Annotated in this window: 8 protein-coding genes; 7 read left to right on the plus strand and 1 reads right to left on the minus strand. The window is 45.2% G+C overall.

Features of this window, described 5'->3' with window-relative positions; all coding sequences use genetic code 11:
• Positions 1-4: 4 nt before the first annotated feature.
• The 7 genes from AC3WJC_RS07330 to AC3WJC_RS07360 all read left to right on the plus strand — a co-directional run bounded on the left by AC3WJC_RS07330 (position 5) and on the right by AC3WJC_RS07360 (position 15,345).
• Positions 5-1,339, plus strand: a complete 1,335-nt coding sequence (locus AC3WJC_RS07330) for a DoxX family protein (RefSeq protein ID WP_492398423.1) — start codon at positions 5-7, stop codon at positions 1,337-1,339.
• A gap of 12 nt (positions 1,340-1,351) precedes the next feature.
• The gene (locus AC3WJC_RS07335) at positions 1,352-3,037 is read left to right on the plus strand and encodes a hypothetical protein (RefSeq protein WP_492398424.1); all 1,686 of its coding nucleotides are present in this window, start codon (positions 1,352-1,354) and stop codon (positions 3,035-3,037) included.
• An 11-nt stretch (positions 3,038-3,048) separates the two neighbouring features.
• Complete coding sequence (locus tag AC3WJC_RS07340; RefSeq protein ID WP_492398425.1) at positions 3,049-3,672, plus strand: c-type cytochrome; 624 nt, start codon at positions 3,049-3,051, stop codon at positions 3,670-3,672.
• Between the two features lie 12 nt (positions 3,673-3,684).
• Complete coding sequence (gene soxC, locus AC3WJC_RS07345) at positions 3,685-4,944, plus strand: sulfite dehydrogenase (RefSeq protein WP_492398426.1); 1,260 nt, start codon at positions 3,685-3,687, stop codon at positions 4,942-4,944.
• Between the two features lie 51 nt (positions 4,945-4,995).
• Positions 4,996-6,243, plus strand: coding sequence for a YeiH family protein (locus AC3WJC_RS07350; protein ID WP_492398427.1), 1,248 nt, complete (start codon positions 4,996-4,998; stop codon positions 6,241-6,243).
• A gap of 210 nt (positions 6,244-6,453) precedes the next feature.
• Positions 6,454-8,727, plus strand: coding sequence for a catalase/peroxidase HPI (gene katG / locus AC3WJC_RS07355; protein ID WP_492398428.1), 2,274 nt, complete (start codon positions 6,454-6,456; stop codon positions 8,725-8,727).
• 201 nt (positions 8,728-8,928) lie between these two features.
• Positions 8,929-15,345 carry an alpha-2-macroglobulin family protein gene (locus tag AC3WJC_RS07360; RefSeq protein WP_492398429.1) on the plus strand — a complete coding sequence of 2,139 codons (6,417 nt, stop codon included), beginning with the start codon at positions 8,929-8,931 and terminating at the stop codon, positions 15,343-15,345.
• A 320-nt stretch (positions 15,346-15,665) separates the two neighbouring features.
• Here the strand turns inward: AC3WJC_RS07360 and AC3WJC_RS07365 are convergent, their stop codons facing one another.
• The gene (locus AC3WJC_RS07365) at positions 15,666-16,091 is read right to left on the minus strand and encodes a hypothetical protein (protein ID WP_492398430.1); all 426 of its coding nucleotides are present in this window, start codon (positions 16,089-16,091) and stop codon (positions 15,666-15,668) included.
• Between the last annotated feature and the right edge of the window lie 407 nt (positions 16,092-16,498).

Raw genomic sequence — 16,498 nt, forward strand, 5'->3', positions numbered from 1 at the left:
AAAAATGAGTACAGGTATTTTAAACGACGACCGCCATTGGTCGGCAACCGAACGGAATGTTTTTCGATTCGTGTTCATTTACTTCCTGCTGCAATCATTGCCCATCAGCATTGGTTATTTTGGCCAGCTATTCTCTATCAACTGGCTAAAGCTGGATTACCAGGATATATTTAACCTGACGCGCTTTAACCCGTCTTTTTTTGGCGATGATACTTTTTTAAACTGGCTTGTTGTGGCTGTCATAGCTTTGGTAGGTGCTTTTGCCTGGACTAAAAGAGCTGAAAGCCTGACCGACAATGACTACGACAAGCTGTATTACTGGCTGCGCGTGATTGTGCGTTATCGCCTGGCTATAGGTATTATTGGGTACGGTATTATTAAGGTTTACCCGTTGCAGTCACCATTCCCATCCATCAGTAACCTGAATACCAGTTACGGCGATTTTAACAACTGGAAGGTTTTTTCGCTGAGCCTGGGCATCGTACCATCATACGAAAGTTTTTTGGGTGCGATTGAAGTGCTGGCGGGACTGTTTTTATTTTTCAGGCGAACAGCCTCAATTGGCGCTATTATCATCCTGGTATTTACGGGCAATGTATTTATATCTAACCTGGCTTATGAGGGTGGGGAGTATGTTTACAGCTTTTACCTGATCTCGTTAGCACTTTTTGTTTTAGCACAGGATGCGTTGCGCATACACCGCTTAATAGGCGAGGAAAAGCCCACCACGCCGGTACACTTTAAACCCGTTTACCCGGGTAGGCTGGCTGTTGTGCGCGTGGCATCAAAAATACTTGTCATCCTGTTTTTTGTGGTGATCTATGGTTTTAAGGCCTCAGATGGTTACAAGAACGATCCTTATCAATTTCCAAGATCGGCCGGGCTTGCCAATAGTGCCGGGCTGTACAATGTAAGAGAGTTCAGGCTGAATCAGAAAGATCATCCATACTCGGCAACTGACCCGGTACGCTGGCGCGATGTGGTGTTTGAAAAATGGGCCACCATCAGCATACGCTCAAACAGGCCGGTGGTATTGCAAACATCAAACTACGAGCGTACCAGCCGTAACGATAACGAAAGGGATTATGAACTGGCAGGCTCGGGCGGGAGGCATTATTACAGCTATACGGCGGATACCGTACAGCATGTATTGCATCTGCAAAACAAAAACCGCCATTACACCGGCGAAAAGCTGACACTTAATTATAGCTGGTTAAGTGATACCACGCTGGCATTATCAGGCCATACACCAAACAATGATTCTGTTTACGTAGTGCTTGACAGGGTACCCAAAAAGTACCTGTTACTGCAGGACAGAAGAGAAAGAATAAAACTTTAAACGAACAAACACATGTCTGTTTTAGAAGAACAAGTGGCCGTGGCCGAACCGGCTAAAGCCACACCCGCAGCGCCCGAACGTAAACCCTGGCACCCGTTAAAAAGGTTTGCCTTTCGCATTGCGTTCATATTCTTTATCCTGTTGTCAATCCCTACGGATGGCCGCTGGTATGTGAACGCGTTGACCATTGACTGGCTTCACCCGCATTATCGTGATATATATGATATTGCCCGGTTTTCGCCTAATTACAGCCAGTTTTTTGGAGAGAAAAGCGGTTATGAAGCCATTACCCAGTCACAGTCGGATACGGTGAATACCAAGTCATTCAGCGCCAAAAAGGCAAATGCCAAAGTCGCCGCTGCTGACGACCGCAGCTTTTTATCGGATTACAAAGAGTGGGGCTATGCCTTACTGATCGCCGTGGCCGGTGCCCTGGTCTGGACGGCGCTTGACCGTAAGCGCAAGGAGTATGATATACTGTATTACTGGCTGCGTGTGGTGGTGCGTTACCGTGCGGGTATCGGTATTATAGGCTTTGGTTTCACCAAGTTATTTCCAACCCAGATGCCTTACCCTTCGCTGGGTTTGCTGAATACTGATTTTGGCGACTTTACCTCGCAAAAGATCTACTGGCTATCAGTGGGTATTGTACCCTGGTACCAGGTGTTTGGTGGTATTGTTGAAGTTGCGGCAGGGGCTATGCTTTTCTTTAGGAAAACAACAACCTACGGCGCACTGCTGCTTGCCGCCGCGTTGTTTGATATTACTTTTGTAAATTACGCTTACGATGGCGGTGTGCATGTGTACGCGTTTTACTTTGTTTTATTAGCCGGATTTATTTTCGCGGATGACGTGCCCAATTTATACCGCCTGCTGATCAAAGAAAAAACAACCGTGCCGCTCAGGTATTATCCCGACCTTTCAAATGGTTTTGGCAGGTATGCCCGCGTCGGCTTAAAGGCCTTAACTTTTATCATCTTTTTTGGGGTATTAACTTATACCGAAGTAATAAATTTTAACTACGATCCGTACAAGCAGCCGTCAACAGCGGGTGTGAAAGCATTGCGCGGCAATTATCATGTAACCGAGTTCAGGATAAACAACAGGGTGATACCATACTCACCGCTTGACACGCTACGTTGGCAGCAGGCTACTTTTGAGAACTGGACAACGCTGACCTTCAAAGTAAATAAACCCGCATGGCTCGATCTCTCAAACGGTGGGGGCAGCCCTATGAGGGATATTTTGCGCACGTTCGAGATCACCGGTACGGCAGGCGGGCAGCGTGCATTCCATTATTATGCCGATACGGTTGACCATGTGCTGTACCTGCAAAACAAGAATGCGGCGGCTAACCGCAGAAGAAGACAGCCCGCCGCGGATGCAAAGGGTGAAAATGCTTTGCCCAAAAAAGAAAGAACGGATAACTGGATCAGCAAGGCCGCCTTAGCGCACATAGGTAACGAGCGAGACATGATCGATAAAAAAGCATGGTCAACCCGCCGCGACCGGGAATTTGCCGAAAAAGTAAAAGAGCCAAAACGCCAGCGTATGGTATTGCGCTATCAAACCAATGACGGCTCTCGTGTGGTATTACGGGGCATCAACGAAAACCGTGATTCTATTTATGTAGTGTTGGACAGGTATGATCGGAAATACGCGCTGTCAAAAAGTACATTATCAGCAGGTAAATATTAAGTTGAAAGCAGATGCGTAATTACTGGGCAGGTATAAAGGTAATATGGTTACCAGTTGTGTCAGGTTTGGTTTGGATAGCTTCAGCAGCGTTTGTTGAAGGTGCAATTTATAAAAATAAGGCCATACCATTAACGGATACAGTACCCTGGCCCGCAACCTTCGGGTTAGGCCGAGTGGCATCGCCCGCCGAAATTAAATTGTGGGATATTGATGTTAGTCCGGATGGCCGGGGGTTACCCGCCGGGCAGGGAACAGCGGTTACCGGTAAAATCGTATATCATACCAAATGCGCTGCCTGCCATGGCAAAACCGGCGAGGCTGAGCCGGGCGTGAAGTTGTTAGGCCCTGCGCTGGTAAGTGATACCGTTTTTGTTGGCCGTAAAACAAACACCATCGGTAATTACTGGCCTTATGCTACTACAATTTTTGATTACGTGCGCCGTGCCATGCCTTACCATGCACCGCAATCGCTCACTAATAATGAGGTTTACGCGGTTACCGCTTACCTGCTTAATGCTAATAAGATCATTCTTGCTAACACGGTGATGAATGCGGCCGCGTTACCTAATGTGATAATGCCTGCCCGCAAATATTATATTGATGATGACCGTAAAGGCAGCCCCGAAGTTAAATAGCTGTAAGAGATAATGGAACACAACCACCAGGAAAGTAACAGCGAACCTACCAGGTTATCTCGCCGAAAAATATTAGGCGGGATGGTTGCGGCGGGTATATTATATATTCAAACATCATTAGGTAAAACCATTAAACCGGTGCTGCCTGCCATATGGAGTAAAAATGATGCATTAGATGATGAACCTATAACGCCGGGCCCCGGCCCAAGCAAAATAGGAGGGCGCTCACCTTATGAGAAGCCGCAGCGTTTACCGTCGGATATTTCATCGCGTACGCCTTTACAGGACCTGCTCAGCCCGATAACGCCATCCGATCTGCATTATGAGCGTCACCATGCCGGTGTGCCTAACATCGACCCGGAAAAATATGAGTTGCTGATACATGGCATGGTTGATAAGCCGATGAAGTTTACCCTGCGTGATCTGAAACGTTTTCCGGCCGTAAGCCGGATCTGTTTCCTGGAATGCTCGGGCAATTTCAGATCAGGCAAAGAAACCATGACCGCCCAGGAGGTTTGCGGCCTCACCAGCCAAAGCGAGTGGACTGGCGTAATGTTGTCGACACTTTTTAGGGAGGTAGGCGTTAAGCCAAAAGTCGACTGGTTTTTGGCCGAAGGGGCGGATGCCGCTTACCTTACCCGCAGCATACCCACGCATAAGGCATGGGATGATGCTATGATAGTTTACGGGCAAAACGGCGAGGCCATACGCCCGGAGCAAGGGTACCCCGCACGGCTGTTATTGCCGGGCTGGGAGGGTAACATGAATGTAAAATGGCTCCGGCGGATTGAACTGTCTGACCAGCCTTTTATGACGCGTGAGGAAACCAGCAAGTACACTTATCCTGTTAAAGACAAAATAAGGCAGTTTAGTTTTGAGATGGATGCACGGTCAATTATCACTTCACCATCATACCCTGCCAAGGTTGAACCCGGCTGGAATGAGATACGGGGCTTAGCCTGGACAGGCAGGGGTAAGGTTACCAAAGTGGAGGTTACCATCAATGCAGGCCGCACCTGGCAAGTGGCGCAATTACAAGAGCCGGTACTATCAAAAGCGCATACTTATTTCAGGCTGCTATGGTACTGGGATGGCAGCGAAACCGAAATTGCCAGCCGCGTAACCGATGAAACAGGTTATACCCAGCCAACGCTGAAACAATTGGTTGATTACCGCGGTGCCGATATGGGCGGGTATCACCTTAACCCAATAACCGCGTGGCAAATTAAGCGCAATGGCTCGGTATTATTTAAACCCGAGAGCCGAAAATAAATTATAATATCAAACTTAAAATTCAGAAACTTACAACCACCAAAAAAATTTATGACGAATAAAAGTATTTTAACTGAAGACTGGACCGTAGTGCTGTTAGGGTTTATTATTATCGCACTATCGTTAGCAGGCGTGCTGCTTGCCGCGCCCGAGTTTGGCTGGGCTACTGCTGATGATCTGACCGGTAAGATATTGAGCACGGCCAATCTGCTAAATATATTGATACAACTAGTTTATGTACTGGTTATAGCGGTTATTGGCGCTGCGTTTACCGGTAAATCAGTAATCGGGGTGCTCAAGGTTTTTCCGCTGGTTTATTTACTTACGGTAGTGGCGCTTATTATTGCCGGCAGCAGCCAGGCCAAGGCGCTTAACCTCGAGGCGGTGATTTTTAGTTTGATCATCGGTTTGCTGATTGGTAACCTGTTCAACCTGCCGCAATGGTTTAAGGATGCGCTGGCATCAGAGTTTTATGTTAAAGTTGGTCTGGTGTTGCTGGGCACCAGCATTATATTTTCTGATATTTTGAAAGCGGGCTCCCTGGGTTTGATCCAGGCCTTGGTGGTAGTGGTATCGGTATGGTATTTTTCATACTGGGTATGTAAAAAGCTGAAGATAGATTCGGAGCTAACCATGATGCTGTCAAGCGCGGTATCTATCTGCGGGGTATCGGCAGCTATCGCTACCTCGGGTGCTATAAAAGGCGATTCAAAAAAGCTGTCGCTGGTTATTTCCTTGGTGCTGATCACCGCTGTACCTATGATGGTTTTTATGCCGTACTTGGCCAAGGTAATGGGCCTGTCGCAGGAAGTTACCGGGGCCTGGCTTGGCGGCAGTATTGATACTACGGGCGCGGTAGTGGCATCGGGCAGCCTGGTGGGTGAAACAGCACTAAAGATCAGCTCAATAGTAAAATTCTCGCAAAATGTATTATTGGGTATCGCTGCCTTTGCTATTTCAGTTTACTGGACGTATACCAAAAAAACTCCCGGAACAGATGCGGACAGCAAACCTACGCTTAAAGTGATCTGGGAGCGTTTCCCTAAATTCGTTATTGGTTTTATAGCGGCATCACTGTTGTTCTCTTTCTTTATCGCGCCCGATCAGGCTGCTGCTGTAAAGGGGCCGTTAAAAAACCTGCAGGGTTTATGGTTCGCGCTGGCATTTACCAGCATCGGGCTCGAAACTAATTTCCGCGACCTGTTACATCGCGACAGCAAGAAACCAATATACGCTTTTTTAATAGCGCAAAGCTTTAACGTGTTAATTACTTTGGCTATCGCTTATCTGTTATTTTAATTGGTTATAAGTTGATAAATATTTGTATTTCAAGTTGTTATTTATTTAATGAGATATTTTTTATTCGCTTATGCTACTGTTTAAGTCGGATAGTTTTTGCCTATTCAGCATAGAATATATTGATTGTGATTGTATGTATTTATGCCCTACCTTTACGTAGTAAACGCTAAAGCTGATACACAAAATCAGATTATAACAAACTTGTAAATTATGGAAAACGGATCAAACGACATCAGTAAATGCCCTTTTCACAATGGCAGCATGAAACACAATGTTGGCGGCGGCGGAACCCGCAACCGCGACTGGTGGCCTAATCAATTAAAAATAGGTATTCTGCGCCAGCAATCGCCTTTATCTAACCCGATGGATAAGGATTTCAATTATGCCGAAGCTTTTAAAAGTTTGGATCTGGATGCCGTAAAGGCAGATCTGCATGCTTTAATGACCGACTCGCAGGATTGGTGGCCGGCTGATTTTGGCCATTACGGCGGCTTATTTATCCGTATGGCCTGGCACAGTGCCGGTACCTATCGTGTTACCGACGGGCGAGGTGGTGCAGGTGCAGGTATGCAGCGTTTTGCACCGCTAAATAGCTGGCCTGATAATGTTAGTTTAGATAAAGCCCGCAGGTTGCTTTGGCCTATCAAACAAAAATATGGTAATAAAATTTCATGGGCCGATTTAATGATCCTTACCGGTAATATCGCCCTGGAATCAATGGGTTTTAAAACCTTTGGGTTTGCAGGTGGCCGTGAGGACGTTTGGGAACCGGATGAATCAGTATATTGGGGTGAGGAAAGAACCTGGCTGGGCGGCGATCTGCGCTATTCACATGGTTCTGATGGCGTAAAAGGCCCCGGTGTACTTGTATCAGATGATGATGCCGATGGCGATATCCACTCGCGCGATCTGGAGAAACCGCTTGCTGCCGTACAGATGGGTTTGATTTATGTAAACCCCGAAGGCCCGGATGGTAATCCCGACCCGGTAAAGGCGGCAAAAGATATTCGTGATACATTTGGCCGTATGGCGATGAATGATGAAGAAACCGTTGCGCTGATCGCTGGTGGACACACGTTTGGTAAAACACATGGTGCGGCACCTTCCGACAATGTGGGTAAGGAGCCTGAGGCCGCTGATATTGAACAACAAGGCTTTGGCTGGAATAATAAATATGGCTCAGGCAAAGGTGCCGATACCATTACCAGCGGACTTGAAGTAACCTGGACAAAAACGCCAACCCAGTGGAGCAATAACTTTTTTGAGAACCTGTTCGGCTTTGAGTGGGAGCTGACCAAAAGTCCGGCGGGTGCGCACCAGTGGGTAGCTAAAACGGATGAGGCTATTATACCTGATGCTTACGATAGCGGTAAAAAGCATAAACCAACCATGCTTACTACGGATCTGGCTTTGAGGCTTGATCCGGCTTACGAAAAAATTTCGAGGCACTTTTTAGAAAACCCGGATGCATTTGCCGACGTGTTCGCGCGTGCATGGTTTAAGTTAACACACCGTGATATGGGCCCCCGTGAGCGTTACCTGGGGCCGGATGTTCCGCAGGAAGTGCTGCTTTGGCAAGATCCAATTCCGGCGGTTGACCACGCTTTGGTTGATGCCGCTGATGTGAGCGCGCTAAAGGAGAAAATAGCGGCTTCGGGCCTGAGCATTGCTGAACTGATTTCAACAGCCTGGGCATCCGCTTCAACCTTCCGCGGATCTGATAAACGTGGGGGTGCCAATGGTGCCCGCATACGCCTGGCTCCGCAAAAGTACTGGCAGGTTAACAACCCGCCGCAACTGCAAAAGGTGCTGCATGTGTTAGAGGGCATTCAGGCCGACTTTAATAACACGCAGTACGCTGGTAAAAAGGTATCATTGGCTGATTTGATTGTGCTGGCAGGTAACGTTGGTATTGAAAGCGCTGCCAGGGCCGCAGGCCAGGAGGTTGCCGTACCGTTTACACCAGGCCGTATGGATGCATCGCAGGAACAAACCGATGAGGAATCATTTAGTTACCTGGAGCCTTTGGCCGATGGTTTCCGCAACTACCGCAAATCTAAGATTCGTGTATCAACCGAGGAGTTGCTGATTGACAAAGCGCAGTTGCTTACGCTTACCGCGCCAGAACTAACGGTGCTGATAGGCGGCCTGCGTGTGCTTGAAACTAATTACGATGGCTCAAAGCATGGCGTATTTACACAGCGCCCCGGCCAGCTTACCAACGATTTTTTTGTGAACCTGCTGGATATGGGCACAGCGTGGAAAGCACTATCTGACGATAGGGAAGTTTACCTGGGCACCGACCGTAAAACCGGAGAGGTGAAGTGGACCGGTACCCGTGCCGACCTGGTGTTCGGTTCAAACTCCGAATTGCGTGCCGTTGCCGAAGTTTATGCAAGCAGTGACGGGCAAGCCAAGTTTATAAATGATTTTGTTACCGCCTGGAACAAGGTAATGAATTTAGACAGGTTTGATATTGCCTGATAAACTGCATCAGTTCAAAATAATCAAAACAGGAAAAGACACTTTAACAGGTGTCTTTTTCTGTTTCAGGGTAATTTTAAATACAATGGAATAACCTTTACAATGAAATAAAATAATTGGTGAGGCTTTATGGAATAGGATGCTTTACTGCATCATGTAAATAATTAATTATTTAATAGCCATTTATATTAATTTTATAATATGTTACTAAGCCTGTCATCCATGCCTTCACTATTCATCCGGATTTTAAAATACGTTATTGTTGTAGCTTTAATGCTCAATCTGAAACCGGCGGTCGCCCAAAATAAGTACCGGCGGATAGTTAATAAAATTGATTCCCTGGCTAATATTGGTTTGCCCAAATCAGCATTGGCGGAAGTTGACAGGCTGGAAACGCAGGCCCGGCAGGACAATAACGCTCCGCAGCAGATACGCGCGGTAATCTACCGGATGACATTTCAATCGTATCTGGAAGAAAACGCGCTTGAAGCCATCATCAGCCGCTTAAAGACAGATATAAAACGATCAGATTTTCCGGTTAAGCCGGTACTGCAATCATTGCTGGCCGAAACCTATTGGAAATATTACCAGCAAAACCGTTACCGGTTTATTCAGCGCAGCCGGTTAGCCGACCGTGATTCGAGCTTCACACAATGGGATTTGAAAACTATCATTTCAGAGACCAGCCGTTTGTATGCACTATCCTTATCCGAAGCCAAAAGGTTACAAACCACACCGGTAAGCGAGCTTAACGCCGTGTTAGAAGGTGACGAAAGTACCCGTTATCTGCGCCCTTCGCTGTATGACCTGCTGGTGCACCGCGCGTTTGAATTTTATCTTACAGAGGAGCCCGAACTCACCAAGCCTAAGTTGCCTTTTGTGCTGAATGATGCCGCCCTTTTTGGCGATAGCCGTACATTCACTCCACTAAATTTTAAAACAACTGATACCGCCTCAAACTATTACCAGGGCGTAAAATATTTACAGCAGGCCACCTTGTTTCACCTGCAAAACAATCATCAGGAAGCTTTAGCTGATATTGATTTGATAAGATTGAAGTTTGTATATGCCAAGGCGGATGTTGCTGATAAGGATTCCCTGTACCTGTCGGCGTTAAAAAATATCGCTTCAGTATTTTCTGCAAAGCCAATAAGCAGCGATGCGTTGGTATTGCAGGGGCAATACTACCAGGGTTTGGATAGCCTTACAACCGCGCACCTGCTTTTTAAAAAAGCCATAGCAACTTACCCGCAAAGCATGGGCGGCAAAAACGCGGCGGCTTTACTAAAGCGCATAGAGGCTAAAGAAATTTCGGCAACTATTGAAGATATGAATATGCCGGATAAACCAATATTGGCCTTACTGAATTACAAAAATGTTAACGCGGCAAAAGTTGTATTATACCGGTTAACCGAAGATGAAATGAGCGAATACCTGAGAGCGGGTGATGTGCCTTCGTATAATACCGATCAATTATCTAAGTTCAGGCTGGCATTTCTCGAAAGGTTTAAACCCTTCAAGCAACACCAATACACATGGACGGATAAAGGTGATTATCGCAAACATCGCGCCGAAGTAAAAATTGATCCGTTGCCTCGTGGTAATTATGTGTTGCTGGTTAAAGAAACAGGTACGAATGATGAATCGTTATCCGGCTTAAGTACTTTTAAAGTAAGCGGCCTGTCATACATAGCCAGGAGCAACCCGGACGGTAAAAATGAGATCAGGGTGATGGACCGGATTACGGGATTACCCATCAGCGGCGTACAGGTAAGCCTTTCAACATCAAATACACCAAGCTGGAAATATATTGATCATACAGGTACAACAAACAACAATGGCTTGTATTTAATTCAAAAGTCTTTAAATTATAGTGTCTCAATCAGGCTTACTTACCGGGGTGATACGTTAACAGATAATTCAACCTATATCAGCGGGCAAAGAGATAATTCTGATGATGATCCCGAAGATAAAACGGTACTGTTTACTGACCGGCAGATTTACCGCCCCGGCCAAACTATTTATTTTAAAGGGTTGCAGCTACAAACCCAGGGCGAAAAAAGCAAGATCATGACCGATAAACCCGTTGAGGTGGTTTTTAATGATGTTAACGGTAAACAAGTTGCGGAGCTACAATTAAAAAGTAACGAGTTTGGCACCTTTAGCGGCAGTTTCGTTATTCCGCAAAACATGCTGGGCGGCGATGTAGAACTGGAAACCGATGATGGCTCAATTGAAGTAAAGGTTGAAGAGTACAAACGGCCTACCTTTCAGGTGGAATTTATGCCCGTTAAGGAAAATTATAAACTTAATGATTCGGTTGTGGTTAAAGCCAATGTAACCGCTTTTTCAGGCTACGGTTTGTCGCGGGCAAGGGTGGCTTACCGCATAGTGCGTAGCGTAAATCATGTTTATACGGATTACCTGAAAGCAGGGTATCGCCCTTTTACACCTGCAGAAACGGTTATTAAAACGGATACCATAAATAGCGATGACCAGGGCATGTTCGCTGTAAAATTCAAAGCCCTTCCCGGTTCATCCAACCAAAAATTCAAAGGAAATTACACCTACGCCATCAGTGCTGATGTTACTGATGCAAGCGGTGAAACCCATTCGGCACAATCGTCAGTTATTGTAGGTGATCAAGGTTTATCTATAGAGAGTTACCTGCCTAACCTGCTGCTGGCTAAAGATTCCATTAAATCTGTTGTAACTATAAAGAACTTAAATGGCCGGCCTCAAAAAGGCGTGGTTAAGGTTACAGTACGGGCGCTGCAAAACCCCGGCCTTGTATTTAAGAACCGACTGTGGAGTGAAAAACCGGATCAGTTTATTCTAAGCAGAGATGATTTTAAAAAGGACTTTGCTGATTATACCTACCAAAATGAAGATAGTTTTGATAACTGGAAAAAGCTGGATAAGGTTGCAGAACTGCGCATTGATGTAGATGAAGAGAAACCCGGCATTATTAACCTGGAGCCGCTACGCAAACAAGCATCGGGAGTATATGAAATCAGCATGAGCGCGCAAACTCCAAAAGGTGATACCACCTCTGTTACCCGCTATGTGAATCTTTTGGCGCAGCCATCTGTACCTTCAGGATTCAATAACTGGGTTATACCGGTATCAAACATAGTTAAGCCGGGTGGGCAAGCGGAGTTTTTTGTGGGTATTAATGAAAAGGTAAATATTTTAATGGAGCGCTACAACGGCTCTAAGCTACTCTCATCCTATTGGGTGACTATTGAAAACGGGCAGCAAAGTTTTAAATTCCCCGTTTCGGTTAATGATAAAAATGCAGCGGTTCAGTTTATGATGGTATACCGTAACCGGGTATACAATAGTTACCAAAAGATTTATCTGCTGGACGATAAGGATGATCTGAAGATCAAGCTGCTCACTTTTCGTAACAAACTACAGCCCGGCCAAAAGGAACAGTGGAAATTACAGATAACTAACCAACACGACCAAAAACAAGCCACCGAAATGCTGGCCGGCTTATATGATGCCTCGCTGGATGATATAACACCGGCAACAGATTGGCGTAATGCATTAGCCCCTGAGCAAAAGTATCAATACGGATATTTTAGGTGGAACGGCTATGATTTTGTAAGCGCGGCAAATACACAGCCGGTTGGGTATAAACGTTATGCCGAACAGATTGCAAGGAATTATGAAAAGTTGAACCTTTTTGATTACAATTACTATGGTGGTTATAACGCTGGTTATCGCAGCTATCTCGATGCAGTAAAAAATAATATAAGCATTGCCTCAAAGGATAAGCAATTAGAGGCAGACTATAACAAAAGCGCGGCGCTTTACAAAAAAGGTTACGATATAAGCGGCACGGTAACAGATGCTACTACCGATGGTATAGTTATCCCGGGTGTTACCGTAGCCGTAAATGGCAGGGCTGTTACCAGCACCAACTCCAAAGGCATGTTTAAAGTAAGGGTGCCGGTTAATGCAACGCTTTCTTTTTATTTTGTAGGTTATAAAAATGGTCAGGTATCAACTACCAAGGCCGCAAAGCTTAATGTTAAATTAACCCCGGATAGAAATAGCCTGAATGAAGTAGTTGTTGTAGGTTATGGTGCAAAACAAAAAAGGGAATTAACCGGTGCGGTACAGCGGATTACCATAAGAGGCAATTCATCCGTGTCGGCTGATAATAATGAATTTTCGGATAGAGTAGCTGGCTTGCAAATTACCCAGGTGGGGCAGCCTGGTGCTGATGAGAAAGTAGTTTTAAGAGAAATTCCTACTAAAAAAAGTAAGCCCCCCGTAATACGTACCAACTTTAACGAAACAGCGTTTTTTTACCCGCAACTGCATACCGATAGCAAGGGAGGCATAGCCATTGAATTTACTATACCCGAGGCTTTAACCAAATGGCGTTTCAGGGCGCTTGCCCATACCAAACAATTAAATACCGGTTACATAGAGCGCGAGATAGTTACCCAAAAGCAATTAAGCATAAGCGCTAATATGCCACGGTTTTTACGGGAAGGAGATACGCTTACCATTTCGGCCAGGTTAGCCAACATAACGGCAGGCCCGTTAAACGGGAGAGTAACCTTGCAGCTTTTTAACGCGTTGAATATGCAGCCGGTTGCTTTACTGCAAAACCCGGCCGAAGCGGATCAGCCGTTTGAAATTGCTGCTGTAACTAACAAAGCGGTATCATTTAAAATTATTATTCCTCAAGGTTTGGATGCCTTAACTTACCGCTTAACCGCCGAGGCGGATAATTATAACGATGGCGAAGAAAATACTATACCGGTGTTGCCTAACCGTATGCTGGTTACCGAGAGTATGCCCATGATGGTGAGGGCAGGGCAAACACGCGCCTTTAATTTTAACAGGTTAATAAACAGCAACAGCACTACCTTGCAAAATAAGGCTGTAACGTTAGAGTATACCCAAAACCCGGTATGGTATGCCGTACAGGCCTTGCCTTATATGATGGAGTTTCAGTACGAATGTTCTGAGCAGATTTTTAGCCGGTATTATGCAAACACTATTGGTACAAAACTGGTAAACACCATGCCGGTAATTAAGCGTGTTTTTGATACCTGGAAAAATACCAACAGCCCTGAGTTATTATCAAACCTCGAAAAAAACCAGGAACTCAAGGCTACCTTGCTGGAAGAGACTCCATGGCTGCGCGATGCCGGTAACGAAGCTGAACAGAAGAAACGTATAGCCCTGCTATTCGACCTTAATAAAATGAGCTACGAGCTGCAGTTGAATTTAGAAAAATTGCAAAAGAGGCAATTGCCCGGTGGTGGTTTCCCATGGTTTGCCGGCGATTATGCCGACCGCTTTATAACCCAGCACATACTGGCCGGGATAGGGCAGTTGTACCATGCTGATGTTGCCGGTGCTAAAAATGAAGTTTTAGAAACCATACGCAATGGAGCCGTAAAATATCTGGATGACAAGCTGCTTGATGATGAGCGCCGTATGCATAGGCCGAAAGATCAGAACGCTGAAAATATAAATATTACTGAGGTACATGCCTGGTACGCGCGCAGCTACATGCCGGATGTTGCCATGAGTCCGGCCGTGAAGGTTATCTTTAACAACTACCTTAACCGTGCCGAAAAGCTATGGGTATCGCAAAGCATCTATGAGCAGGGGATGATCGCCTTAACCATGCACCGTGCCGGCAGATCTTTGATCGCTAAAAAGATCATCACCTCGTTACTTGAAACGGCGCAACAAAGCGACGACTTGGGCATGTACTGGACTAACAACCAGAACGGATATTACTGGTACCAATCGCCCATTGAAACCCAGTGCCTGTTAATTGAATTGTTTACCGAGGCAGGTGGAAACAACAAGGCCATTGATGAAATGAAAATATGGCTTTTACGGAACAAGCAAACCACTAACTGGAGAACCACCAAGGCAACCGCGGCAGCCTGTTATGCCCTGCTTATTAAACAAGGGGAGCAGCTATCCGCCGGTTCATCAACAGAAATTAAGTTAAACGGATCGCCCCTGAATAAATTAAAACCTGATGTAAAGGCAGAAGCCGGTACAGGTTATATTAAAGTGAACTGGGCAAACGAGCAGGTTAAACCTGAACTCGGTAAGGTTGAAATTACTAACAACGGGCAATTGGTTAACTGGGGAGCCATGTACTGGCAGTACCTGGAACAACTGGATAAAATAACACCATCGACAGCCGATATTAAGTTGAGCCGCAAATATTTTATTGTGAAACAAACAGATTCCGGCCCGGTATCGGTAGCTGTTGACGCGAGTAATCAACCTAAAACAGGGGATGTGCTCAAGGTAATTGTATACCTCAATGCCGGCCGCGATTTTGAGTATGTACAACTGAAAGATATGCGTCCGGCCGGAACCGAGCCCGTAGATAACCTGTCGGCTTATAAGTATCAGGATGGATTGTACTATTACCAGGTAACAAAAGATGTTGCTACCAACTTTTTTATCAGCACCCTAAATAAAGGTAATTATGTTTTTGAGTACCAGTTACGGGTTAGCCAGCCGGGTAACTTTTCAACAGGCATAGCCTCAGTGCAGTGCATGTACGCGCCGGAGTTTGGTGCCCATAGCGAAGGTAGAAGATTGATTTTCAAACCTTGATCTATTGGCATGTAAGTACATATTTAAGGATTAATTGCTGCTAAGATAACTTCGTAGAAGAGCTGGTTAAGTTTAAATCAAGGATTGTAATAGTGGTATACGCGATGGGAGAAGCCGGGGGCTTGAGGGTTTTATGTGAAATCAGAAATAATTTCGCCGAGCATTAGTCTTAGGCCGAGATGGTTTATCCGTTTCAACCGTTTTCATTTATCCCGAACTCGGGTATTTAGTGTTGTTGTTTAAACAAGCCAATAATATATTTACCTCAGATCATTTTGTGTATATAGCAGTATGGTAATGAGTTATTGATATCAAAGATCTTAAAAGAAAATATCTATATAATCGGTAGAAACGCCATCGCAGTTTAGCATTTGCTGCAGGCGCCAGTATTTACGCTTACCCGAAGCTTTAAACACAACCAGGTCGTTGCTTTCGCAAGGCTGCCCGCTGTTAACGTATGATATTTTTGACACAATCTTACCGTTAAACTTTAATTCGTTCCCTTTAGCTAAAAAGGTACCTTTTATGGTAACATAATCATCGTTAACCTTGCTTCGTTGTTCTCCCTCAATGCTGTACTCATTGTTTCCAAGAGACCGGATCATCACAGATCCGGGTTTGTTGTTTTTTTCAAAAGTGATATATTGAATGGTAAAGGCATGCTTGCCAACCCTAACCGGTAAATTTTGAGCACTTGCATGGAGATTAAACAACAGCAAAAAACAGACAGGTAATATAACTCTCATAATAAACAAGGTAATTAAATAACCTAAACGCCATAGGGCTTGACTTGTTTATATGAAATAAATGAATTTCATGAAGTGGTTAACCAGACGGTATCAATATTAATAAAATCGGCATTTACATTGTGTTGAAGTGGCTTGGCTGACCAATCAGATAAGTAGTTTCATCTGCATCGGAAAGAATAAGTGTCTCGGGATAAAGCAGTATTATTGGGGATAAAATTAAAAACCCTCTAAATCATACAATTTAGAGGGTTTTACTTCGATTAGTATCGCTATATGTCGGGATGGCAGGATGCATCCAAAACGCTCTAATGTATTGATTATCAAATGCTTTTATTGCACCATGTAGACGAGGGTGTGATTTAGGGCATTTTCTGAAACTTCTAAGGAACTATTGCGCAATGGTG

Source organism: Mucilaginibacter sp. FW306-07-L, assembly GCF_058782065.1.